The organism is Actinomadura decatromicini, assembly GCF_008121305.1.
Classification (GTDB): Bacteria; Actinomycetota; Actinomycetes; order Streptosporangiales; family Streptosporangiaceae; genus Spirillospora; species Spirillospora syzygii.
On record NZ_VSRQ01000006.1, the window covers coordinates 684,055 to 706,808 of the forward strand.

General features: G+C 70.5%; 19 protein-coding genes. 7 read left to right on the forward strand and 12 right to left on the reverse strand.

Annotated elements, in window-relative coordinates; translation table 11 throughout:
- Positions 1-95 precede the first annotated feature (95 nt).
- The gene (gene lplAB / locus FXF68_RS29395) at positions 96-1,145 is read right to left on the reverse strand and encodes a lipoate-protein ligase LplAB (RefSeq protein ID WP_148764764.1); all 1,050 of its coding nucleotides are present in this window, start codon (positions 1,143-1,145) and stop codon (positions 96-98) included.
- Positions 1,146-1,210: 65 nt separating this feature from the next.
- On the opposite strand from lplAB, the gene FXF68_RS29400 reads away from it, so the two are divergent.
- Positions 1,211-2,176 carry a pirin family protein gene (locus tag FXF68_RS29400; protein WP_148764767.1) on the forward strand — a complete coding sequence of 322 codons (966 nt, stop codon included), beginning with the start codon at positions 1,211-1,213 and terminating at the stop codon, positions 2,174-2,176.
- A gap of 12 nt (positions 2,177-2,188) precedes the next feature.
- Here FXF68_RS29400 and FXF68_RS29405 read toward each other — a convergent pair whose 3' ends face one another.
- Together FXF68_RS29405 and FXF68_RS29410 are read right to left on the reverse strand one after the other, a co-directional pair.
- Positions 2,189-3,355 (reverse strand): alpha/beta hydrolase, encoded by a 1,167-nt coding sequence (locus tag FXF68_RS29405; RefSeq protein ID WP_148764769.1) that lies wholly within the window; start codon positions 3,353-3,355, stop codon positions 2,189-2,191.
- Between the two features lie 94 nt (positions 3,356-3,449).
- Positions 3,450-4,343: a LysR family transcriptional regulator gene (locus FXF68_RS29410; protein WP_148764771.1), complete on the reverse strand. Its 894-nt coding sequence runs from the start codon at positions 4,341-4,343 to the stop codon at positions 3,450-3,452.
- A gap of 281 nt (positions 4,344-4,624) precedes the next feature.
- Here FXF68_RS29410 and FXF68_RS29415 point away from each other — a divergent pair, with 281 nt between their 5' ends.
- The gene (locus tag FXF68_RS29415; RefSeq protein WP_148764773.1) at positions 4,625-5,290 is read left to right on the forward strand and encodes a DoxX family protein; all 666 of its coding nucleotides are present in this window, start codon (positions 4,625-4,627) and stop codon (positions 5,288-5,290) included.
- A 68-nt stretch (positions 5,291-5,358) separates the two neighbouring features.
- Here the strand turns inward: FXF68_RS29415 and FXF68_RS29420 are convergent, their stop codons facing one another.
- The 3 genes from FXF68_RS29420 to FXF68_RS29430 form a co-directional block, all read right to left on the reverse strand.
- A complete protein-coding gene (locus FXF68_RS29420; RefSeq protein WP_148764775.1) occupies positions 5,359-8,166 on the reverse strand; it encodes a vitamin B12-dependent ribonucleotide reductase in 2,808 nt (935 codons plus the stop codon).
- A 119-nt stretch (positions 8,167-8,285) separates the two neighbouring features.
- A complete protein-coding gene (nrdR, locus tag FXF68_RS29425) occupies positions 8,286-8,759 on the reverse strand; it encodes a transcriptional regulator NrdR (protein WP_067897671.1) in 474 nt (157 codons plus the stop codon).
- 264 nt (positions 8,760-9,023) lie between these two features.
- Positions 9,024-9,365 carry a LysM peptidoglycan-binding domain-containing protein gene (locus tag FXF68_RS29430; RefSeq protein ID WP_148764777.1) on the reverse strand — a complete coding sequence of 114 codons (342 nt, stop codon included), beginning with the start codon at positions 9,363-9,365 and terminating at the stop codon, positions 9,024-9,026.
- A 175-nt stretch (positions 9,366-9,540) separates the two neighbouring features.
- Between FXF68_RS29430 and lexA the strand changes: the two genes are divergently transcribed.
- Positions 9,541-10,242 (forward strand): transcriptional repressor LexA, encoded by a 702-nt coding sequence (gene lexA / locus FXF68_RS29435; RefSeq protein ID WP_148764779.1) that lies wholly within the window; start codon positions 9,541-9,543, stop codon positions 10,240-10,242.
- A 105-nt stretch (positions 10,243-10,347) separates the two neighbouring features.
- Here the strand turns inward: lexA and leuS are convergent, their stop codons facing one another.
- Together leuS and FXF68_RS29445 are read right to left on the reverse strand one after the other, a co-directional pair.
- Entirely contained in the window at positions 10,348-12,816 is a 2,469-nt protein-coding gene (leuS, locus tag FXF68_RS29440) for a leucine--tRNA ligase (protein ID WP_246179001.1), read from the reverse strand.
- 230 nt (positions 12,817-13,046) lie between these two features.
- Positions 13,047-13,661, reverse strand: a complete 615-nt coding sequence (locus FXF68_RS29445) for a zinc ribbon domain-containing protein (protein WP_148764783.1) — start codon at positions 13,659-13,661, stop codon at positions 13,047-13,049.
- A gap of 294 nt (positions 13,662-13,955) precedes the next feature.
- Here FXF68_RS29445 and FXF68_RS29450 point away from each other — a divergent pair, with 294 nt between their 5' ends.
- Positions 13,956-14,237 carry a lytic polysaccharide monooxygenase gene (locus tag FXF68_RS29450; protein WP_148764785.1) on the forward strand — a complete coding sequence of 94 codons (282 nt, stop codon included), beginning with the start codon at positions 13,956-13,958 and terminating at the stop codon, positions 14,235-14,237.
- Between the two features lie 277 nt (positions 14,238-14,514).
- A complete protein-coding gene (locus tag FXF68_RS29455; RefSeq protein ID WP_148764787.1) occupies positions 14,515-16,059 on the forward strand; it encodes a long-chain-fatty-acid--CoA ligase in 1,545 nt (514 codons plus the stop codon).
- 36 nt (positions 16,060-16,095) lie between these two features.
- On the opposite strand, the gene FXF68_RS29460 is transcribed toward FXF68_RS29455, so the two are convergent.
- Together FXF68_RS29460 and FXF68_RS29465 are read right to left on the reverse strand one after the other, a co-directional pair.
- Positions 16,096-16,938, reverse strand: coding sequence for a helix-turn-helix transcriptional regulator (locus tag FXF68_RS29460; RefSeq protein ID WP_148764790.1), 843 nt, complete (start codon positions 16,936-16,938; stop codon positions 16,096-16,098).
- Between the two features lie 9 nt (positions 16,939-16,947).
- Complete coding sequence (locus FXF68_RS29465; RefSeq protein ID WP_148764792.1) at positions 16,948-17,817, reverse strand: helix-turn-helix transcriptional regulator; 870 nt, start codon at positions 17,815-17,817, stop codon at positions 16,948-16,950.
- Between the two features lie 113 nt (positions 17,818-17,930).
- Between FXF68_RS29465 and FXF68_RS29470 the strand changes: the two genes are divergently transcribed.
- Positions 17,931-18,674, forward strand: coding sequence for an SDR family oxidoreductase (locus FXF68_RS29470; RefSeq protein ID WP_148764794.1), 744 nt, complete (start codon positions 17,931-17,933; stop codon positions 18,672-18,674).
- Positions 18,675-18,735: 61 nt separating this feature from the next.
- Here the strand turns inward: FXF68_RS29470 and FXF68_RS29475 are convergent, their stop codons facing one another.
- Positions 18,736-19,983, reverse strand: a complete 1,248-nt coding sequence (locus FXF68_RS29475; protein WP_148764796.1) for a cytochrome P450 — start codon at positions 19,981-19,983, stop codon at positions 18,736-18,738.
- Between the two features lie 196 nt (positions 19,984-20,179).
- Between FXF68_RS29475 and FXF68_RS29480 the strand changes: the two genes are divergently transcribed.
- Complete coding sequence (locus FXF68_RS29480) at positions 20,180-21,115, forward strand: alpha/beta fold hydrolase (RefSeq protein ID WP_246179002.1); 936 nt, start codon at positions 20,180-20,182, stop codon at positions 21,113-21,115.
- Here FXF68_RS29480 and FXF68_RS29485 read toward each other — a convergent pair.
- Entirely contained in the window at positions 21,112-22,674 is a 1,563-nt protein-coding gene (locus FXF68_RS29485) for a GMC family oxidoreductase (RefSeq protein ID WP_148764798.1), read from the reverse strand. The two genes, FXF68_RS29480 and FXF68_RS29485, sit on opposite strands and share 4 nt — an antisense overlap.
- Positions 22,675-22,754: the final 80 nt, after the last annotated feature.

Consider the following 22,754-nt stretch of genomic DNA (forward strand, 5'->3'; position numbering starts at 1 on the left):
GCTCGGCCCCGCGACCTGCATGAGGAGAGGACGCACGGAAACGACCATGAGTTCCGCCCGCCTCCGCGCGCCCGGCCTGTGCGTGCGTTCCAGCGTCAGGGCACGCGCGCGGTCCACTCCGGGGTGCCGAACTTGTCGCCCACGTATTTGTGCGCGAGACGGAGTTCGTCCTCGGTCACGTGTCCTTCGGCCAGGCCGTACCTGGTCCGGAAGTGCTGAATCATGCGGTCGATGATGTCCTCGCGGGCGAGTCCCGTCTGGCGGCGCAGTGGGTCGACCCGTTTGACGGCGCTCGCGATGCCCTTGTCGGAGATCTTCTCCCTGCCGATCCGGAGCACCTGGAGCATCTTCTCTGCGTCGATGTCGTACGCCATGGTGACGTGGTGCAGTACCGCTCCGGCGGCGAGCCGCTTCTGAGCCGCCCCGGCGATCTTGCCTTGGTCGGACGTGATGTCGTTCAACGGCTGGTACCAGGCTCTGATGCCGAGTTCGCCGAGCGCGCCCAGGACCCAGTCGTCCAGGAAGGCGTAGCTCTCCGCGAACGACATCCCGGCCACAAGCGTTTCCGGCGCGTACAGCGAGTACGTGATGGTGTTGCCAGGCTCGATGAACATCGCGCCACCGCCGCTGATGCGGCGCACCACATTCACCCCGTGGCGTTCGGCCGCCTCCGCGTCCACCTCGTTCCGGAGGGATTGGAAGCTGCCTATGACGACAGCGGGGGAAGCCCACTCCCACACCCGCAGCGTCGGCGGGCGGCGTCCCGCGCCCACCTCCTCCGCGAGGACCTGGTCCAGCGCCATGTGGAGGGCGGGCTCCTGCGGCGGCTCGTGGATCAGGCGCCAGTCGTGGTCCCGCCAGTCCGAGGCGCGCGTGACGGCCCGCCGGACGGCGATCCCCACGGCCTCGGCGGTGATTCCCAGCATGACCGTGTCGCGTGGCAGACCCGCCTCCACGCGGGCGCCGATCGCCTTCGCGTCCAGGCCGGCCGGGAGGCCGTCCAGGATGCGGTCTATCCGCTCTAGGGCCTCGTCTGGTTCGAGGAAGAAATCGCCGCTGATCCTGGGGTTGCGCAGAAGGCCATCTACGACATCGACGTCTGCGACGACGAGCTTGCCCCCGGGAACCTTGTACTCACCGTGCATCACGTAGATTCAAACCCCACCGTCCTAGCCTTGATTCCGGGGTCGAGTTGGGGGAGGCGACGCTGGTGAGCAATCTCGATGTACGACCGAAGCCGGTCCAATGCGGTGGACGGGACGACGTGCCGGGCGGTCCCGTGCATGAACTCCTGCCTCCGCGCCGGGTGCCGTTGGGCGAGAGCACGGTCGTCCGCAGGCTTCTGCCCAGCCTGGGACGGCGCATGGTCGGCGCCTGGTGCTTCGTCGACCACTACGGACCCGACGACATCGCGGACGAGCCTGGCATGCAGGTGCCGCCTCACCCGCACATCGGGCTGCAGACGGTGAGCTGGCTGCACGACGGCGAGGTTTTGCACCGCGACAGTCTCGGCAGCTTGCAGACCGTCCGCCCGAAGGAGCTCGGGCTCATGACGGCGGGACGCGCCATCGCGCATTCGGAGGAATCGCCACGCGACCACCCGTCGATCCTGCACGGGGCCCAATTGTGGGTGGCGCTGCCCGATGGGCACCGGCACACCGACCCCGCGTTCGAGCATCATGGTGACCTTCCCGTCGTGGACGGTCCAGGCTTCAACGCGACGGTCATTCTGGGTGACCTCGACGGCGCTTCCTCGCCCGGCACGGCATTCACGCCGATCGTGGGTGCGGACCTCGCCTTGGACGACGGAGCCGACGTGCGCCTACCGGTCGAGCCAGACTTCGAGTACGCCGTGCTCACCATGTCGGGCTCAACCGAGGTCGATGGGATGCGCGTGGAGCCCGGTTCCATGCTCTACCTCGGGTCCGGACGACGCGAACTCCCCTTGCGGGCCGACGGCGACAGCGGCCTCGTCCTTCTGGGCGGGGAACCGTTCGAGGAGAAGCTCGTCATGTGGTGGAACTTCGTCGCCAGGACGGGCGAGGAGATCGCGCGGGCGCGCGAGGACTGGACCACCGGTGACCGCTTCGGCGAGGTGCGCGGCTACGACGGTCCGCCCATTCCCGCGCCCGCGATGCCCGCCACTCCCCTGAAAGCGCGGGGGCGCACACGGTAAGAGCCCAGGCGCCTACCGGTCGGCGGGGAGGAACTCGTCCAGCGCCTCTGCGACCAGTTCGGGTTGTTCGAGCGTCTGCATGTGCGGCGTCCCGGGAAGCTCCCGGTAAGTCGAGCCGGGAATGCGCTCCGCTATGCCCGACATGATCTCCGGTGTGGTCGAGGCGTCGTGCTCACCCGCGAGTACCAGGACGGGGAACTTCGCCCTGGCGAGCCGTCCCTGAACGTCCACTCTCTTGAAGGCGCGCCAGGCGGCGGCCCAGTCGGACGGGTCGAAACGGCGAATGTGCTCACGCGCGTACCGCACACCCCAAGGGTTCGTGGCGAGAGCGGCGGGCGTGAACCACCGCGTCAGTGTCGGGACGATCTGCGCCTCCATCCCGTCCACCTCGCCAGAGCGCGCGCGGCCCTCGAACGCATCGAACGGGTGGTCGGTCGTGGCGAGCAAGGCCAGCGACGCCACCCGCTCTGGGGCGTTGACGGCGACGGTCTGCGCGATGCCCCCGCCCATGGACAATCCCACGACGTGCGCACGGTCGACGCTGAAAGCGTCCATGACACCGAGCATGTCTGCCGCGAGGTCGTCCATGGTGAACGGACGGGACATCCCCCTTGCCGCGCCATGGCCGCGGAAGTCGTACGCGAAGACGCGGCGGCCGTTGGCCAGACGGTCCATGACCGGCTCCCACATGCGCCAGTCCACACCCAAGGAATGGGACAGAATCACTGCGGGTCCGTGGTCTCCTCGCTGGGCGACCACCGTCTCGTGGTCAGCGAGCGCGACCCGATGCAGCCGCGGAGGGACCGGTATCCCTTGCTGCGCAAGGACGTCGTTCACTACGGCGAGTGCGTCAAGCGCGCGCGGGAAACCCGCATAGACCGAGAGGTGTTCGCAAAGCGCCAGCAACTCGGACGGAGCGACACCCTGCCGCAACGCTCCCCGCACATGACTGGCCAGACGCTGGTCGGCTCCGCCGCCCGCGGCGATGACGGCGACCGTCACCAGCTCGCGCGCACGACGGCTCAACTCCGGACGGGACAGCGGGCCGCCGAACGCCCCGTCCACAACCGTCTCGAACATCTGCGGGGAGGTCCGCAACACTTCGGCGAGTGCCTCCTCGGGATCGCCGCCCATCAGACCTTGGAATTCGTGCCTACCGCGCTTCATGGCGTGCTCCATTTCAGAATTTCCCGCGCTCCGCGGACACGTCAATCATCGGCGCGACAAGGTCAGACGTCCAAGACATGATTAACCTACTGGTGATATGCAGAGCTTATGAAGCGAGGCCGGGGTGCCGCGCCATGAAGTCGATGAACGCGGCCAGCGCGGGGCCGGGACGGCGTCCGGCGGGCCAGGCCAGCGACGGCGCCCAGGTCGGCTCCGGGTCGAGCCGGACGACGCCGACCGGCTGCCCCGGCTCCTCCGCCACCGAGCGCGGCATGACGGCCGCCGCGAGCCCGACGGAGACCATGGCCCTGGCCGTGCTGTACTCGCGCGTCTCGAAACGGATGTGCGGCGTAGCGCCGGCGTCCGCCAGGGCCGACAGGACGATCTCCCGTATGACCGATCCCTGCGGGTAGCACACCAGGTCGACCCCGTCCAAGGACGCGACAGGAACCCGGTACCTTCCCGCAAGCGGCCCAGAGGGCGCCGTAACAAGCACGAGAGGCTCTTCACCGAGCGGTAGGGATTCGAGCCGTCGTCCCTCTTCTTGCGGAGGAAGACGTACGACGGTCGCGGCGTCGAGCCGTCCACCGTACAGGCCCGCGACCATCTCCTCGGTGTTCATCTCCAGCAGTTCCACGACGATCGCCGGGTACTGGCGGGCGAACTCCGCCAACAGGCGCGCCAGCCGAGCCGTCAACCCGCGCGCGCCCCCGAGACGGATCCGCCCGCGAGTGCCTTCGGTCCACCCGCGCATCTCGTCTTCGACCGCGGCCATGTCGGCCAGGATGCGTTCGGCGTGCTCCAGAAGCGCCGCCCCGGCCGGGGTCAGCTCCACCCGGTGGTTGTTCCGCTCGAACAGCGCGACGCCGAACTGCCGCTCCAGTTTGCGGATCTGCTGGGACAGCGCGGGCTGCGCGATCCGCAGCGCCTCCGCCGCCCGCGTGAAATGCAGCTCACGCGCGACGGCCCGAAAGTACTCGAGCTGGCGAGATCCCATCATGCGTTCAGCATCTCACCAACCCACCAGATCATCTCACCAGAACCTCACGAAGAACCAACCTCAGAAGTCCGGCCCGAACCGGTGTTGCCCGTCCAGGTGACCGACACCTCGTACTGGTGCTTCTTCATGCGGCTCGCTCTCGTCCGAACTCAGCGCAGGCAGCGGGCAGCGCCGCGTCCGCACCACGCTAACGCCCTCTCAACTGGGCGACTCGCGGGATACCAGCCAGGACGTCATACTCTCCGTCAAATCGGCCATCCCCGTCCGAAGGAGCCGACGGTATGCGCACTCGGCCGCTCTACGACGTCGTGGCAGCCCTCGCCCGGGTCGGCGTCGGGATCATCTTCATGGCGCACGGCTGGCAGAAGATCGAGGCGGGCATCACCGCGACGGGCCGCTCGTTCGACTCCCTCGGCGTGCCGCTGCCGACCGCCGCCGCGATCTACTCCGCCTTCGTCGAGGTTCTCGGCGGTGCCGCGCTCATCGCCGGACTGGGCCTGCCGATCACCGGCGTCCTGCTGTTCATGGACATGGCGGGCGCGTTCCTCTTCGTCCACGCGGAGAACGGCGTCTTCCTGGTAGACGGCGGAAAGATCGAGGACGGCTACGAACTCGTCCTCGCCCTTGGCCTCGCGAGCCTGCTCTTCGCCGCGGGCGGCGGCGGCCGCCTCACCGTCGACCGCTGGATCGTCGCCCGCCGCCTGCACAACCCGGACACGGAGGAAGAGGAAGAGGACGACGCGGCGAGCTTCGTCGACTCCCTCCGCGGAACTGAGACCCCACCCGCAGAACAACCGCCGAAGAAGCGACGCCGCGCGACGAAGACGCAACCGGAGCCCGCCGAAACCCCTGACGACTCCGACAATTCCGAAGAGGACGTCATGGTGGCCGGAGCCCGCAAAGCGGCCCGCAAACAACGCACCCCCGGCGTCACCGAGGAACTCTGACCAACCCCAGTGCCAGAACGCGACGAAGGGGGACCGGCCCGCGGCCGGTCCCCCTTCTCATGCTTCGCCTAGCTGCAGCCGCTGGTGGAGCCGCAGCCTTCGCAGACGTAGCAGCTGCCCGCGGGGCGCATCTTGGTGCCGCAGGTGAGGCAGAGCGGCGCGTCCGCCGTGCGGCCCTGGCGGCTTTCGATGACCTCCATGGACGAGTGGGCCTCGGCCGCCGGGGCGGGCGACGCGGGCGCCGGCCTCGTGATCTCGGCGGTCTGGGCCAGGGACTCGTGGTCGACCTCGTCCTCGGCGTGCAGGGCGGCCGGGTCCTCGCCGTTGGCCTGCATGGCCCGCTCCCCCGCCGTCAGGATGCCGAGGCCCGCGCGCTCCTCGTAGGGCAGGTGGTCGAGCGCCAGGCGGCGGAAGATGTAGTCCATCACCGAGGTGGCCATGCGGATGTCGGGGTCGTCGGTCATCCCGGCGGGCTCGAACCGCATGTTGGTGAACTTCTCCACCCAGGTCTCCAGCGGGACGCCGTACTGGAGGCTGATGGAGATCGCCATGGAGAAGGCGTCCATCACGCCGGCGAGCGTGGAGCCCTGCTTGCCGAGCTTGAGGAAGACCTCGCCGACGCCGTCGTCCGGGTAGGACGAGGCGGTCATGTAGCCCTCGGCGCCCGCGACGGAGAAGCGGGTGACGGTCGCCGGACGCTGCTTCGGCAGCCGCCGGCGCACCGGACGGGTCTCCACCGGAGCCTCCTTGACCTCCTCCTTCTTGCCCGCGACGGACAGCGGCTGGCCGACCTTGCAGTTGTCGCGGTAGATCGCGAGGGCCTTCAGGCCGAGCCGCCAGCCCTCGAAGTACACCTTCTCGATGTCCTCGATGGTGGCCTTCTCCGGCATGTTGACCGTCTTGGAGATCGCGCCGGACAGGAACGGCTGCACCGCCGCCATCATCCGGACGTGCCCCATCGGGCTGATCGCCCGCTCGCCCATCGCGCAGTCGAACACCTCGTAGTGCTCGGGACGCAGGCCGGGCGCGTCCACCACGTGGCCGTGCTCGGCGATGTACTCGACGATCGCCTCGATCTGCTCCTGCTGGTAGCCGAGCTTCTCCAGCGCGCGCGGCACAGTGTTGTTGACGATCTGCATGGATCCGCCGCCGACGAGCTTCTTGAACTTCATCAGCGCGAGGTCGGGCTCGATGCCGGTGGTGTCGCAGTCCATCATCAGGCCGATCGTCCCGGTCGGGGCGAGCAGGGACGCCTGCGCGTTGCGGTAGCCGTGCTTCTCGCCGGCCTTCAGGCACTCCTGCCACTGCTTCGAGGCCGCGGTGTGGATGGCCTTGTCCATCGAGTCGAGCGTGCGGATGCCCTCGTTCGCGGCGGCGTGCTTGCGCATGACCCGCTTGTGGCCCTCGGCGTTGCGGGCGTAGCCCGCGTACGGGCCGACGACGCCCGCGATCTCGGCGGACCGGCGGTAGGCGACGCCCGTCATCAGCGACGTGATCGCCGCGGCGAGGGAGCGTCCGCCCTCGGAGTCGTAGGCGTGCCCGGTCGCCATCAGCAGCGCGCCCAGGTTGGCGTAGCCGATGCCGAGCTGCCGGTAGTCGCGGGTCGTCTCCGCGATCTTCTCGGTCGGGAAGTCGGCGAAGGTGATGGAGACGTCCATCGCCGTGATGATCAGCTCGGTGAGCTTGACGAACCGCGTGACGTCGAACGTCCCGGCGTCGGTGAGGAACTTCAGCAGGTTGATGCTGGCCAGGTTGCAGGACGAGTTGTCGAGGCTCATGTACTCCGAGCACGGGTTGGACGCGGTGATCCGCCCGGTCTCGGGGTTGGTGTGCCAGTCGTTGATCGTGTCGTCGTACTGGATGCCGGGGTCGGCGCACTCCCACGCGGCCTTCGCCATCAGCCGGAACAGGTCCTTGGCCTTGACGGTCTCGACGACGTCGCCGGTCATCCGGGCGCGCAGCGCGAAGTCGCCGTCCGCCTCGACGGCCCGCATGAACTCGTCCGACACGCGGACGGAGTTGTTGGCGTTCTGGTACTGGACGCTGCCGATGTCCTTGCCGCCGAGGTCCATGTCGAACCCGGCGTCCCGGAGCGCGCGGATCTTGTCCTCCTCGCGCGCCTTGGTCTCGATGAACTCCCCGACGTCGGGGTGGTCGACGTCCAGCACGACCATCTTCGCGGCCCGCCGGGTCGCGCCGCCGGACTTGATCGTCCCGGCGGAGGCGTCGGCGCCGCGCATGAACGACACGGGCCCGCTCGCCGTCCCGCCGGACGACAGCAGTTCCTTGCTGGAGCGGATGCGGGAGAGGTTGAGGCCGGCGCCGGAGCCGCCCTTGAAGATGACGCCCTCTTCCTTGTACCAGTCGAGGATCGACTCCATCGTGTCGTCGACCGACAGGATGAAACAGGCCGAGACCTGCTGCGGGGACTTGGTGCCGACGTTGAACCAGACCGGCGAGTTGAAGCTGAACATCTGGTGGACCAGCGCGTACTTCAGCTCGTGGTCGAAGATCTCGGCGTCCTGGTCGGACGCGAAATAGCCCTCGGCGAGCGCCGTCTCCACATATCCGCGGACGACGCGGTCGACGAGCTGCTTCAGGCTCCATTCGCGCTGCGGCGTGCCGACCGCCCCGCGGAAGTACTTGGACGTGACGATGTTGACGGCGTTCAGCGACCAGAAGTCGGGGAACTCGACGCCGCGCTGCTCGAAGTTCACCGATCCGTCGCGCCAGTTGGTCATGACGACGTCACGACGTTCCCAGCGCAGCTCGTCGTAAGGATGCACGCCGGGGGTGGTGAAGATCCGCTCGATCTTCAGCCCCTTGCGGCTCCCTTTGCCGCGCCGTGCCGCCGAGCCGCTCACCGTCTCCGTCATGACCATCTCCCCCTCTCGGGCCCACCCGCCGGGCCCTGTCCAGGAACAACCCCGCCGCCGCACGGGCCATGCCCGCGCGGAGGCGCTCTCACTTCTGCTGCTGTTTTTCGGAATCGCCCCTACCGGGACGGGCCGGGCTCCCCCGAGGCACCGGCCTTACGCAATGCTTCGATCTCCTTGGCGAAGTCGTCCAGCGACTCGAAGCTCCGGTAGACCGAGGCGAATCGCAGATAGGCGACCTCGTCGAGTTCGCGAAGCGGACCGAGGATCGCGAGACCCACCTCATGGGAGGGGATCTCCGCGGATCCGGCGGATCTGATCTCCTCTTCGACCCGCTGCCCCAATTTCGCGAGCGCATCCTCACCGACCGGACGGCCCTGGCAGGCCCTGCGCACCCCGGCGATGATCTTTTCTCGGGAGAACGGCTCGGTGACCCCGCTGCGCTTGGCCACCATCACGAGGACGTTCTCCTGCGTGGTGAAGCGACGCCCGCATTCGGCGCACGAGCGGCGGCGGCGAATGGCGCCCCCGTCGTCGGTCGAACGGCTGTCGATCACTTTGGTGTCAGGGTTGCGGCAGAACGGGCAATGCACGCTCGATCCCTCCCCTGACGATAACGCTTCACACCGCCGAACACTTCCATATATGGGTGAAGTACAGCGGTGTGACTACTAGATGTTGTGGTCAACGGTACGGCGCGGCGCACGCGTACGCAACCTGATCGGATGCCTCACACGTCACATCCGGCGCGTCCGCGCAGGTCATCTCGGGCGTCCCGAATTTCCCTCCGGGCGTGTCGTCACAGCGGGTCGCCGCCGACCACGGACCGTGCGGTTCGCCCGGCTCGTCCCGGCGTGTCACCCGGAGGGGAGGCGCAACTCCTGACCTGGCAGGACGATCGGGTCGCCGCCGAGCCCGTTGAGATCGATGATCCGCTGGACGACGCGGCGCGGGTCGGCGCCCGGGTCGGCGGCGGAGGCGATGCTCCAGAGCGTGTCGCCCGGCCCGACGACGACCGTCCGGGCCGGACGGGACGCGCCGGACCCGCCGTCGCCCGCGAACGCGCCCTGCCCGACGTTGAGCCAGAGGCCCACGAGCGTGACCGTCGCCGCGAATCCGATCAGGACGGCGCGCCCCCGCCGGGTCAGCCGGACCGGAACCCGGTCGCCAGAGCGGTCACCGTGGGGTGAATCCGGCATCTCTCCCTTCCTCGCGGTCGAATGCATTTTCGATCGAACGTCTGTACGATGTTCTACCAGGAGCCCGCGACAAAAAGCGAGCACATCTTCGAACAATTGTTTGATCATTGGCCCCTGACGCGATAGCGTTCGTTGCAAGGAGTGACGGATCGAGGCGCCCGGGAGGCGACGAGCGATGAGCAAGGTCCGGGAGCTGCCCGACGGCCCCATGGACGAGACGGGGCTGACCCAGCGGCAGCGCATGGTGCTGGAGGTGATCCGCGACTCGGTGCAGCGTCGCGGGTACCCGCCGTCCATGCGCGAGATCGGCGAGGCCGTGGGGCTGACCAGCACCTCGAGCGTGTCGCACCAGCTCCGGGCGCTGCAGCGCAAGGGCTTCCTGCGCCGCGACCCGAACCGGCCGCGCGCGGTCGAGGTGCGGGTGCCCGGCGCCACGCCGGTGCGCACCGACGAGGAGCCCTACGAGACGGCGGGCGGCCAGCCGGGCTCGGCGCAGCCCGCGCCCGCGTACGTGCCGCTGGTCGGCCGGATCGCCGCCGGTGGCCCGATCCTCGCCGAGGAGGCCGTGGAGGACGTGTTCACCCTGCCCAAGCAGCTCGTCGGCGAGGGCACGCACTTCCTGCTGAAGGTCACCGGCGACTCGATGATCGACGCGGCGATCGCGGACGGTGACTGGGTGGTCGTCCGGCAGCAGCCGGTCGCCGAGCAGGGCGACATCGTGGCCGCCATGATCGACGGCGAGGCGACGGTGAAGACGTTCAAGCGCCGCGACGACGGCCACATCTTCCTGATGCCGCAGAACTCCGCCTACGAGCCGATCCCCGGCGACGAGGCGACGGTGCTCGGCCGGGTCGTGGCGGTCCTGCGCAAGATGTGATCACCCGCCCCGGCACGGGGGCGGCCACGCGAGACGACGGAAACGGCCGCCGGAGAGTCCTCCGGCGGCCGTTCCCGCGTCCGCGTGACGCGGCTCAGCGTCCGCTCAGCGCTTCGGCACGATGTTCACGATCTTCGGAGCCCGGACGACGACCTTGGCGATCTCCGCGCCGCCCAGCGCGTCCTGGACCCGGGCGGAGGCCAGCGCCAGCCGCTCCAGCTCGTCGCCAGCGATGCCGGGCGGGACGTCCAGCCGGTCGCGCACCTTGCCCGCGACCTGGACGACGCACGTCACCGACTCCTCCACCAGCAGCGCCGGGTCGGCGGACGGCCAGCCCGCGCGGATCACCGGGGCGGTGCGTCCCAGCAGCTCCCAGACCTCGTCGGCGGTGTAGGGCGCGAACAGCGACAGCATCACCGCGATCGCCTCGGCCGCCTCGCGGACGGCCGGGTCGGCGGCGCCCGGCCCGGAGTCGATCGCCTTGCGGGTCGTGCCGACCAGCTCCATGATCCGCGCGATCGCGACGTTGAACCGCTCGTTCTCGACCTGCGTCGTGGCCTCGTCGACGGTGCGGGCCACGGCGCGGCGCAGCCCGACGTCGCCGGACGCGAAGTCGACGCCCGGCGCGGACGCCACCTCGGACGCGATCCGGTGCACCCGGGACAGGAACTTCGACATGCCGTGCGGGGACACGTCCGCCCAGTCGATGTCGTCCTCCGGCGGGCCGGAGAACAGGATCGCCAGCCGGACGACGTCCACCCCGAACTCGGCGATCTGCTCGCCCAGGTCGACGCCGTTGCCCAGCGACTTCGACATCGCCTTGCCCTGGTTGATCACCTGGCCCTGGTTCAGCAGCCGCCGGAACGGCTCGGTGAACTCGACCATGCCCATGTCGTACAGGACCTTGGTGAAGAACCGGCTGTACAGCAGGTGCAGGATGGCGTGCTCGACGCCGCCCGTGTACTGGTCGACCGGCATCCACCGGCGGACCTGCTCGACGTCGAACGGGCCGCCCTCGTAGCGCGGCGAGCAGTACCGGAAGAAGTACCAGGACGAGTCGACGAAGGTGTCCATGGTGTCGGTGTCGCGGCGGGCCGCGCCGCCGCACTTCGGGCACTCGACGCTCACCCAGTCGGACGCGGCGGCCAGCGGAGACGTGCCCTTCGGCGCCAGGTCGGCGCCGCGCAGCCCCTCGGGCAGCGTGACCGGCAGCTGGTCGTCCGGGACGGGGACCTCGCCGCACGCCTCGCAGTGGACGATCGGGATCGGGCAGCCCCAGAAGCGCTGCCGCGACACCAGCCAGTCGCGCAGCCGGAAGTTCACCGCGGCGCGCCCGGTGCCCCGCTCGTCCAGGATCTCGATGATGCGGGCGATGGCATCGGCCTTGGTCAGCCCGTCGATCGGCCCGGAGTTGACGACCGCGCCGTCGCCGGGCGTCGCGACGCCGGTCTCGGCGGGGTCGGCCAGCCCGGTCTCGACGACGACGCGGACCGGCAGCCCGAACTTCAGCGCGAAGTCCAGGTCGCGCTGGTCGTGCGCCGGGACGGCCATGATCGCGCCGTGCCCGTACTCGGCCAGCACGTAGTCGGACGCCCAGATCGGCAGCCGCTCCCCGTTCACCGGGTTGACCGCGTACCGGCCCAGGAACACGCCGGTCTTCTCCCGCTCGGTGGACAGCCGCTCGATCTCGCTCTCGCGGGACACCTCCTCGCGGTACGCCTCGAACGCGGCGCGCTGGTCGGGGGCGCAGACCTCCTCGGCCAGGGCGGCGTCGGCGGCGACGACCATGAACGTCGCGCCGTACAGGGTGTCGGGGCGCGTCGTGTAGACGGTGACGGGCTCGTCCCGGCCCTCGATGACGAAGTCGACGTCGGCGCCGGTGGAGCGGCCGATCCAGTTGCGCTGCATCAGCAGGACGCGGTCGGGCCACTTGCCCTCCAACTGCGCCATGTCGTCCAGCAGCCGGTCCGCGTAGTCGGTGATCTTGAAGTACCACTGGGTCAGCACGCGCTTCTCGACCAGCGTGCCGCAGCGCTCGCAGTGGCCGCCGACGACCTGCTCGTTGGCCAGGACGGTCTGGTCCTTCGGGCACCAGTTGACGTGGCCGCCCTTGCGGTAGGCCAGGCCCCGCTCGTAGAAGCGCAGGAACAGCCACTGCGTCCACTTGTAGTACTCGGGGTCGGACGTGTGCAGCCGCCGCGTCCAGTCGAAGGACGGCGCGTACCGCTGGAACGACGCCGCCTGGGTGTCGATGTTGGCGTACGTCCATTCGGCGGGGTGCGAGTCGCGCTTGATGGCGGCGTTCTCGGCGGGCAGGCCGAAGGAGTCCCAGCCGATGGGGTGCAGGACGTTGTACCCGCGCTGGAGCCAGTAGCGGGCGGGGACGTCGCCGATCGCGAACGCCTCCGCGTGGCCCATGTGCAGGTCACCGCTGGGGTAGGGGAACATGTCCAGCGCGTAGCGACGCTCGCGGGTCTCGTCCTTCTCGTCCGCCGCGAAGGGTTCGAGCGCAGCCCAGCGAGCCTGCCACTTGTCCTGAACCGCCCGTGGATCGTAGTGCTCGTCGCTGCTCACGCTTCCGACTCCGGTTTCTTGCTCGTTCGCTGGATGCCGCCACAGGTCGTGGCCGTCCTCCGACATGAAAGGGCCCCTCGCGCAGGAGGGGCCACCACGTTGACGGTCAGTGCGTCAACGTGGTCGTTCGAGGAGCAGCCGTGCGGACATACAGCAAGAGTAGCGCAACCGCAAGCCCTCGCGCCGGTGCTCAGAATGCCGGATTCCGGCCCGGATGCTGGACTCCGGGCTCAGTGGCCGGACTCCTGGCGGGCCATGGAGATGACGCCGGTCACCTGGACGCGGGTCAGCTGCAGGTCGGCGCCGACGGCGGACAGCGTCTCCTCCTCGGACACGCTGAGCCGCCCGTCGATCAGCGCGATCTCGGCGGCGGCGCGCAGGATGCTCTCGCGGGCCTCGGGCGCGAGAGCGGAGGCGGCGTGCCCCATCTCGACCCTGACCTCCTCGAACGGGCGCCCGAGGTCGGCGGTCAGCCCGGCGTCGTCGTAGCCGGCGTCGCCCGCCTGCTGGACGACGCCGACCGCGCGGGCGCGCGCGGCCGCGTTGGTGTAGTCGCCGGAGCGCAGCACCTGCGCGATGGCGAGGCGCAGGAGCATCGCGGGCATCTGCGCGAGCTGCGCGGTGGTCGGCACGTTGAGCACGCCCGGGTTCCAGCGGCCGCGGCAGGTGTCACACTCGATGAACTCGCCGCCGGTCTTCGTCAGCGGGATGACCGGGATGAAGAACAGCGTGAAGAAGTTGCGGCCCTGCCGGCGCCGGTAGTCGCGGTCGCCGCCGCAGTCGGGACAGTGGAAGGTTCCCCTGGTCAGGGTGAAGAACACCACCCGCCAGCCGAAGATGATCAAAATAGCGCGCCCCTTTGTCGGTGGAGCGCCTCATCGTAACGGGGACCTCGGACACCGCGCGGGGCGCGGCCGGGGCCGCGCGGGGACGGCCGGATGCGGCCAGAAAACCTGGGGGTTGACGGGGCGGGCGGCCATCATTCATGCTCTACTAATAGGAAGGTTTCCTATAAGAAATCTTGCTCGCTCCTAACTGAACATCCCGCTCGACCACCCGGCTCGACCCCCGTCCATCCGTCCGCCCGTGGCTACGACTCCGATCACGGTCGCTTCCACCTCCCGCCAGGAGGAGCGCGTATGCCAGCCAGAATCCGTCCGCCGCACACGCGGACACTGGCCCTCGCCGCCACGGCGTCCGCCGGGCCGGCCGCGGGCAGGGGCGGTTCCGCCCCGCTCGACGGCCAGCTCGACGGCTTGCTCGACGGCCGGCGGCCCGCCGGCGGGAAGCGCTCCTCGTCCAGCACGGCCCGGCGTGGCACGCCGCCGCACAAGCACGGCAGGCGCCTGGTCCTCGCCGGGTGGGACATCGCCGACACCGGCAACGCCTTCTACCAGTGCTCGGACGCCGAGTTCGGCTGACACACAGACCACTCCTCAGCGGGCAGCGTCGCTCTCCGTCGCCCGCACCCCAGAGGGGACCGGGCGGGACCGCGCTCCCGCCCGGTCCCCGCTCCCATCTCCGGGCCCGTCCCGTCCGGTCCTCCCGGCTCTCCTAACCCACGCAAGGACGGAAACGGCACGTCAAAGCCGCGTCCGGGGATGGCGCACGCGTATCCCCATGCAGCAGGATGTGTGGAACGGTTCATACACTCGCCGGTAACAAACCGGCCGGTCACCATTCCGCCCAAGGAGTGTCATGCTCAACCTGTCCGTGCTGCTGGAGGACGCCGCCCGGGAGACGCCCGACCGGGACGCGGTCGTGTTCGGCGACATACGGCTCTCCTACTCGTTCGTCGACGGGGTGGCGAACCAGGTCGCGAACCTGCTGCGGTCGCGGGGCATCGGGCCGGGCGACAAGGTGGCCCTGTCCTGTCCCAACCTCCCCTACTTCCCGATGGTGTACTTCGGGGCGCTCAAGGCGGGCGCGGTGGTCGTCCCGCTGAACGTCCTGCTGAAGCCGCGCGAGATCGCCTACCACCTCGCCGACTCCGACGCCAGGGCGCTGTTCTGCTTCGAGGGGACGCCGGAGCTGCCGCTCGGCGAGATGGGCAAGGCCGGGTTCGACCAGGCCGACGCGTGCGAGCACCTCTTCCTGCTCCCGGCGAGCCTGGCGGCGACCGAGTCACCGATCGAGGGCGCGGAGCTGTTCTGGGCGGCGCTCGGCGGGCAGCCGAACACGTTCGACGCGGAGCTGACGGAGCCGAACGACACCGCCGTCATCATCTACACCAGCGGGACGACCGGCCAGCCCAAGGGCGCCGAGCTGACCCACCACAACCTGCTCACCAACGCCATGGTGGACGACACGCTCTTCTACCGGACGCTGCACGACACGTCCCTGGTGACCCTGCCCCTCTTCCACATCTTCGGGCAGACGTGCGTGATGAACGTCGGCATCTACCGCCGCGCCACGCTCGTCATGCAGGCGCGGTTCGACGCCAAGCAGGCCGTCGAGCTGATGGTGAAGGAGAAGGTCAACATCTTCGCGGGCGTCCCGACCATGTACTGGGGGCTGCTGACGGACGAGACGTCCGCCGGGGACGTGGCGGCGATCCGGGAGAACCTGCGGGTCGCGGTGTCGGGCGGCGCCGCGCTGCCGATGGAGGTCCTGAAGGGGATCAAGGAGAAGTTCGGCGTCGACATCCTGGAGGGCTACGGGCTCTCGGAGACGTCGCCGGTGGCGTCGTTCAACCGGCCGGACCGCCCGACGCGGCCGGGCTCGATCGGCCTGCCCGTGTGGGGCGTGCGGATGAAGCTGATCGACGACGAGTGGAAGGAGATCGAGGGCGAGGGGCCCGGGGAGATCGCCGTCCGCGGCCACAACATCATGAAGGGCTACTACGGCCGTCCCGAGGCGACCGAGGACGCGATCAGGGACGGCTGGTTCCGCACCGGCGACGTGGCCCGCCGCGACGAGGACGGCTACTACTACATCATCGACCGCTCCAAGGACATGATCATCCGCGGCGGCTACAACGTGTACCCGCGGGAGCTGGAGGAGGTCCTGCTCACCCACCCGGACGTCTCGCTCGCCGCGGTCGTCGGCGTCGCGCACCCGACGCACGGCGAGGAGATCAAGGCGTACGTGATCCGCAAGCCGGGCGCCTCGGTGACCGAGGACGAGCTGGTCGCGTGGGGCAAGGAGCAGTTCGCGAGCTACAAGTACCCGCGGCTCGTCGAGTTCCGCGAGGAGCTGCCGATGACCGCCACGGGCAAGATCCTCAAGCGCGAGCTGCGCTGACGGGCGGCGTCCGGCCGGGCGTCCGGGCCCGGGGCCTCAGCGCGGGCTGAGGTCCTGGGTCCCGATCACGCGCAGTAGCCGGAACGCCTCGTGCGACGGCGTCCCCGGCTCGACCGTATAGAGGACGACTTTCTGGTCCCTCTCGGGGACGTGCAGCACATCGCAATGCACTTCTATGTCCCCGACGACGGGATGCCGCATCCACTTGCTGGACCCGCGCCGCACTTCGACATGGTGCCTCTCCCACAGCCGCCGGAACTGCTCGCTGCCCGCGCTCAGCTCCGCCACCAGGGACGTCACGCCGGGGTCGTCCGGATAACGGCCGAGCGCGGTGCGCAGATCCGCGACGCTCAACCGCGCGAACGTCCCGTATTCGCCGCCTTCCTCGGTGAGGCGTGAATCGGGGTTGAGGAAAAGCCAGCGCAGCGGATTGCGGTCGCGGGGTTCCAGCGCGGAGAAATCGATGATGAGCGCGGCGGCCATGTCGTTCCACGCGAGCACGTCGTATTTCGCGTCCAGGACATAGGCGGGCGTGTCGTCCAGCCGTTCCAGCAGGTGCAGGATTCCGGCGGGCACTTCCTGCGGCGGCCCCGGCATCGGCGCGGGCCTTTCCCCGGCGAGGTTGAACAGATGGGCGCGCTCGTCGTCGGTCAGCCGCAGCGCGCGGGCCAGCGCGGCGAGGATCTGCCGCGACGGGCGCGGCCCCCGCCCCTGCTCGAGCCGGATGTAGTAGTCCACCGACATGCCCGCGAGCCGCGCCACCTCCTCGCGGCGGAGCCCGGGCGTGCGGCGCCGGACGCCCGGCTCAAGCCCCACGTCCCCGGGCTGGACGCGCGCCCGCCGCAACCGCAGGAACCCCGCCATCTCCCGCCTGTCCATGGGCCCGCGTCACCAGCGGAGCCGCGCGGCGGACGTCTTCAGATCGCCCGCTCTCTCGGCGGCGATCTCCCGGAGCTTCTTGAACCCCTCGTGGGACGGCGTCCCCGGCGCGACCGTGTACAGCACCACCCGCTGGTCGCGTTCCGGCACGTAAAGGATGTCGCAGTGCAGCTCAAGCTCCCCGACCAGCGGATGGTTCATCGACTTGCGGCTGCCGCGCCTGATCCCGACCTCGCCCTCGGCCCACAGCCGGGCGAACAGCGGGCTGCGCGCCGAGACCTCCGCGACGAGCTCGGCGATGCCGGGGTCGTCCGGGTAGCGGCCGGACGCGGCGCGCAGGTCCGCGACCGACTCGCGGGCGAGCTGCGCCACGTAGGCGTCGGTGTCGTAGCGCTCGATCGCCGGGCCGGTGAACAGCCACCGGATGACGTTGCGGTCGCGGGGCTCCATGGCGGCGAAGTCGGTCATGAGCGCGGCGGCGAGGGGGTTCCAGGCGAGGATGTCGTGGCGCGGGTTCAGCACGTAGGCGGGCGTGTCGTCCAGCCGGTCGAGCAGGTGCAGGATGCCGGGCGGGACGTCGCGCGACGGCCCGCCCGGCGGGTCAGGCGGCTCCCCGGCGAGGTGGTGGAGGTGGCCGCGCTCGTCGTCGGTCAGCCGCAGCGCGCGGGCCAGCGCGGCGAGGATCTGCCGCGACGGGCGCGGCCCCCGCCCCTGCTCGAGCCGGATGTAGTAGTCCACCGACATGCCCGCGAGGTGCGCGATCTCCTCGCGGCGCAGGCCGGGGGTGCGGCGCCGCGTCCCGGCCCGGAGCCCGACGTCGGCCGGCCGGATGCGGGCGCGGCGCGAGCGCAGGAACGCGGCCAACTCCTGCCTGTCCATGCCTCCAGGATGTCCGACGCGGCGGCGCGGGCGCCACGCGGACGGTGGTACCGCCGGTCCCAGCCTCGGGCGGTCTCTCCTCAGCCGGGCCGCCGCCGACGAGCCTGGGCGGCATGACGACACAGATCGCACTCATCACCGGAGCGAACAAGGGGATCGGGTTCGAGACGGCCCGCGCGCTCGGCGGCCGGGGCATGACCGTCCTCGTCGGGGCCCGGTCCGCGGACCGGGGCGAGCGGGCGGCGGCCGCGCTCGCCGCCGAGGGGATCGACGCCCGGTTCGTCCAGGTGGACGTCACCGACCCCGCGTCCGTCGAGGCCGCCGCCAAGCGGATCGACGACGAGCACGGACGGCTCGACGTCCTCGTCAACAACGCGGGGATCACGACGACGGACGCGACCGGCCCGGCGACCTCGCCGCCGCCGAGCCGGGTCGCGCCGGAGCTCGTCCGGGCCGCGTTCGAGACGAACGTGCTCGGCGTCGTCGCGGTGACCAACGCCATGCTCCCGCTCCTGCGCCGCTCCCCCGCCGGGCGGATCGTCAACGTGTCCAGCGGGCTCGCCTCGCTGGGGTGGCTGACCGACCCGGCCGAACCGCTCGACGGACCGAACCTGCTGCCGTACAACACGTCCAAGACGGCGCTGAACGCGGTGACCGTCGCCTACGCCAGGGAGCTGGCGGACACGCCGGTCAAGGTGAACGCGGTGGCCCCCGGGTACTGCGCCACCGACATGAACGGGCACGCCGGGCCCCGGACGGCGGCGCAGGGCGCGGCGGTGATCGCGGGCGTCGCGGCGCAGGGCCCGGACGGCCCGTCCGGCGCCTACCTCGCCGAGGACGGCCCGCTGCCCTGGTGAACCAGAGCCGGTTGAGTCAGAGCCGGTTGAGTCAGAGCCGGTTGAGTCAGAGCCGGTTGAGTCAGAGCGCGTAGGGCAGGCGCTTGATCCCGTTGATGAAGTTGGACTCCAGCCGCTCGGGCTCGCCGGACGCGCGGACGCCGGGCGTCCGGCGCAGCAGTTCCCGGAACATCACGGTGATCTCGCGCCTGGCGAGGTGCGCGCCGAGGCAGAAGTGCGGCCCGGGCCCGCCGAACCCGACGTGCGGGTTCGGGTCGCGCAGGATGTCGAACCTCTCCGGGTAGGTGAACACCGTCTCGTCGCGGTTGGCCGACCAGTAGTAGAGGACGAGTTTGTCGCCCTCCTTGACCTCGTGCCCGTTGAGCGTGGTGTCGCGGGTGGCGGTCCGCCGCATCCAGATCACGGGTGACACGTACCGGACGATCTCCTCGACTGCGCCGGGAATCCGGGCGTCGAAGTCCTCGGCGAGCAGGGCCCGCTGGTCGGGGTTGCGGGTGAACAGGTCGAGGCCGTGCGCGATGGCGTTGCGGGTCGTCTCGTTCCCGGCGACGACGAGCAGGATGAAGAACGAGCCGAGCTCCTGGTCGGTCAGCGACTCGCCGTCGATGTTGGCGTTGACCAGGGCGGACGTGAGGTCGTCGGTCGGGTCGTCGCGGCGCTTGCGGCCGAGCTCCTCGACCAGGCCCCTGAGGGTCTCGCCCGCGCCGAGCAGCGCCATCGCGAACTCCTCGGCGTTGTCGGACGGGACGAACTCCGAGTCGTTCCCCGCGAGGATCACGTTGGTGGCGTCGAGGACCGTCCGGTAGTGCTCCTCGGCGATGCCCATCATGTCGCAGATGATCTTCAGCGGGAGGCGGGCGGCGACGTCCGCGACGAAGTCGCCGGTGCCGCCGCCCGCCGCGACGCCGTCGACGATCTGCCCGGCGACCGCCTCCACCCGGTCCTCGAACCGCTGGATCATGCGCGGGGAGAACGCCCGGGACACGATCCGGCGGATCTTGGCGTGCCGCGGGTCGTCCATGCTGATCATGGAGCCGAAGTACTCGTGCATGTCGCCGGGCATGTCCGGGATGCTGATCGCGCCCCTGCCGGAGCAGAAGTCCTGCGGCCGGCGGGACGCCTCGACCACGTCGTCGTACCTGGTCAGCGCGTAGTAGCCGGGGCCCTGCGGCATGATGACGATGTCGGGTTCCTCGAAGAGCACCAGCTCGGGATGCCACCGGAGGGCCTTGAAGGCGGCGTGGCGGTCCGCGTGCGGCCGCCGCCAGAAATCCCAGTCCGTCAGGTTGATGTCCTCGACCTTGGCCACCCGCCACCACCTCGCCGCTTCCGAACCCGATTCGGTTTACAGGAACTCTCTCAAAGTAAAGCGCAAGCGCACGCTTATCAGCGCGGTGACACGCATCACAGTTCGTCTACGCCGGTCTCCGGAGGGGGTCGTTCCGAACGCCTTCGGCGGCGCGGGAGGGCCGGGTAGCGTGCGCCGCGAAACCGAGGGAGGCCACATGAACGACAGGGATGACACGAATGACATGGACGAATTGGACGATATCGGCGCCATCACCGCCGGATCCGTCGGTGCGGGCGGCCTCGACTTCGGCATTCTCACGGCGGGCCCCGAGGACGGGCCGCTCGCGCTGCTCCTGCACGGCTTCCCCGACTCGGCGCACACCTGGCGGCACCTCATGCCGGAGCTGGCCGCCGCCGGATACCGCGCGGTCGCCCCGTTCACGCGCGGCTACGCGCCGACGTCCGTCCCGGCGGACGGCGCCTACCAGGCCGGGGCCCTCGCCGCCGACGCCGTCGCCCTGCACGAGGCGCTCGGCGGCGGGCCGGACGCCGTGATCGTCGGGCACGACTGGGGCGCCTTCGCCGCCTACGGCGCCGCGAACATCGCCCCGGAACGCTGGCGGCGGGCGGTGGCGCTGTCCGTCCCGCCGATCCCGGTGATGGCCGGGGTGTTCTTCGACTATGAGCAGCTCAAGCGGTCGTTCTACATCTTCGTCTTCCAGACGCGGTTCGCCGAGGCCGCCGTCGACCGGAGCTTCATCGCGAACCTGTGGCGCGACTGGTCGCCGCCCGGCGCGGCCGAGCGCGCGGAGGACGTCGCCCACGCCATGGCCTGCCTCGCCGCACCGGACAACGTCTCCGCCGCGCTCGGCTACTACCGCGCGATGTTCGACACCTCGCGGCATTCCGAGCGGTACGCGGCCGAGCAGGAGGCGGTGTCGGCCAAGGGCGAGGTCCCCGTCCTCTACCTGCACGGCACGGAGGACGGCTGCCTCAGCGCGGACGTCATCGCGCCCGGCGGCGACCTCGGGCCCGTCCTCGCGGCGCTGCCGGACGGGTCGCACGCGGAACTCGTCCCAGGCGCGGGGCATTTCGTCCAGCTCGACCAGCCCGACCAGGTGAACGAGCGTGTCCTCGCCTGGCTGCGCTAGCCCGTGGAACCGGCCTGCCTGATCAGGTCCGCGGCCTTCTCGCCGATCATGATGGCGGGCGCGTTGGTGTGCCCGCGGGTGATCCGCGGCAGGACGGAGACGTCCGCGACGCGCAGCCCCGCCACGCCGCGGACGCGGAGGCCGGGGTCGACGACGGCTTCGCCGTCCGTCCCCATCCGGCAGGTTCCGGCCGGGTGGTAGAGCGACTCGCTCGTCCGCCGGATGTATCCGGCGAGGGAGGCGTCGCCGTTCACGCCGGTGTACGGGTCCATCGGCGGGCCGATGTACGGCTTCAGCGGCTCGGCCGCGAGCAGTTCCTCCGCCCGGCGGACGCCGTGCATCAGCACGCGGAGGTCGCGGTCGGACGTCAGGTACGCCGGGTCGATCGACGGCGCGGCGGCCGGGGTGGCGGACGCGAGCGCGACGCGCCCGGACGACTCGGGCTGCAGTAGCACCACGCCGACCGTCACGCCGTGCTCGGTCGGCGGCGTCAGCCCGTGCCCGACGAACGGCGCGGGCGCGAACACCAGCTCCAGGTCGGGCGCGGCCAGCGCCGGATCGCTCTTGGTGAACACGACGGCCTCGCCCACGTTGGAGGTGAACGGCCCGCGCCGGAGCAGCAGGTAGCGGGCGACGTTCGGCAGCGACTCCGCGTTCGCGAGGGTGACCGCACGCGGGCAGCGGCGGATCACGCCGACCGCGAGATGGTCCTGGAGGTGCCGTCCGACCGCCGGACGCTCCACGACCGGCTCGACGCCCACCTCGCGCAGGTGGTCGGGGTCGCCGACGCCGGACAGCATCAGCAGTTGCGGCGAGCCGATCGCCCCCGCCGACAGCACCACCTCGCGGCGGGCCATGACGCGCCGCCCGCCGTACTCGACGCCGGTGGCCCGGCCGTCCTCGATCAGGATCCGCGTCACCTGCGCGCCGGTGACCACGGTCAGGTTCGGGCGCCTGCGGGCCGGGCGCAGGTAGGCGTCCGCGGCGCTGCACCGCCGGCCGCGCCGCTGGCTGACCGGCGTCAGCGCGTACCCCTCGTTGGACGGCCCGTTCAGCTCCGGCAGCCGCGCCAGCCCGGACGCCGCGCACGCGGCGAGGAACGCGCGGGTCGCCTCGTTCGGGCTGCGCTGCTCGGAGATCGTCACGGGGCCGGACGTCCCGTACACGCCGCCGTCGTTGCTGCCGACCCGCCCCTCGGCGCGGCGGAAGTACGGCTCGACGTCGTCGTAGGCCCAGCCGGGGACGTCCCAGCCGTCGTAGTCGGCGGCGTGGCCGCGCACCCACATCATCGCGTTCATCGACGACGAGCCGCCGAGCATCTTGCCGCGCGGCCAGTACAGCCCGCGCCCGTCCAGCTCGGCCTGCCTGACGGTGGTGAAGTCCCAGTCGTACTCGGTCTTGAACAGCCTCGGGAACGCGGCCGGGACGTGGATCTCGCTCTTGTCGTCCGGACCGCCCGCCTCCAGCAGGGCGACCGTGACGGACGCGTCCTCGGACAGCCGCGCCGCCAGGGCGCACCCCGCGGACCCGGCGCCGACGATGACGTAGTCGTGTTCCATGGGGGCTCCCGCGCTCCGCGGGCCGTGCCGGCGGCCCGTTCAGGACGGGCTTACCATCGGCGGGCCGCCGCGTCCATCCG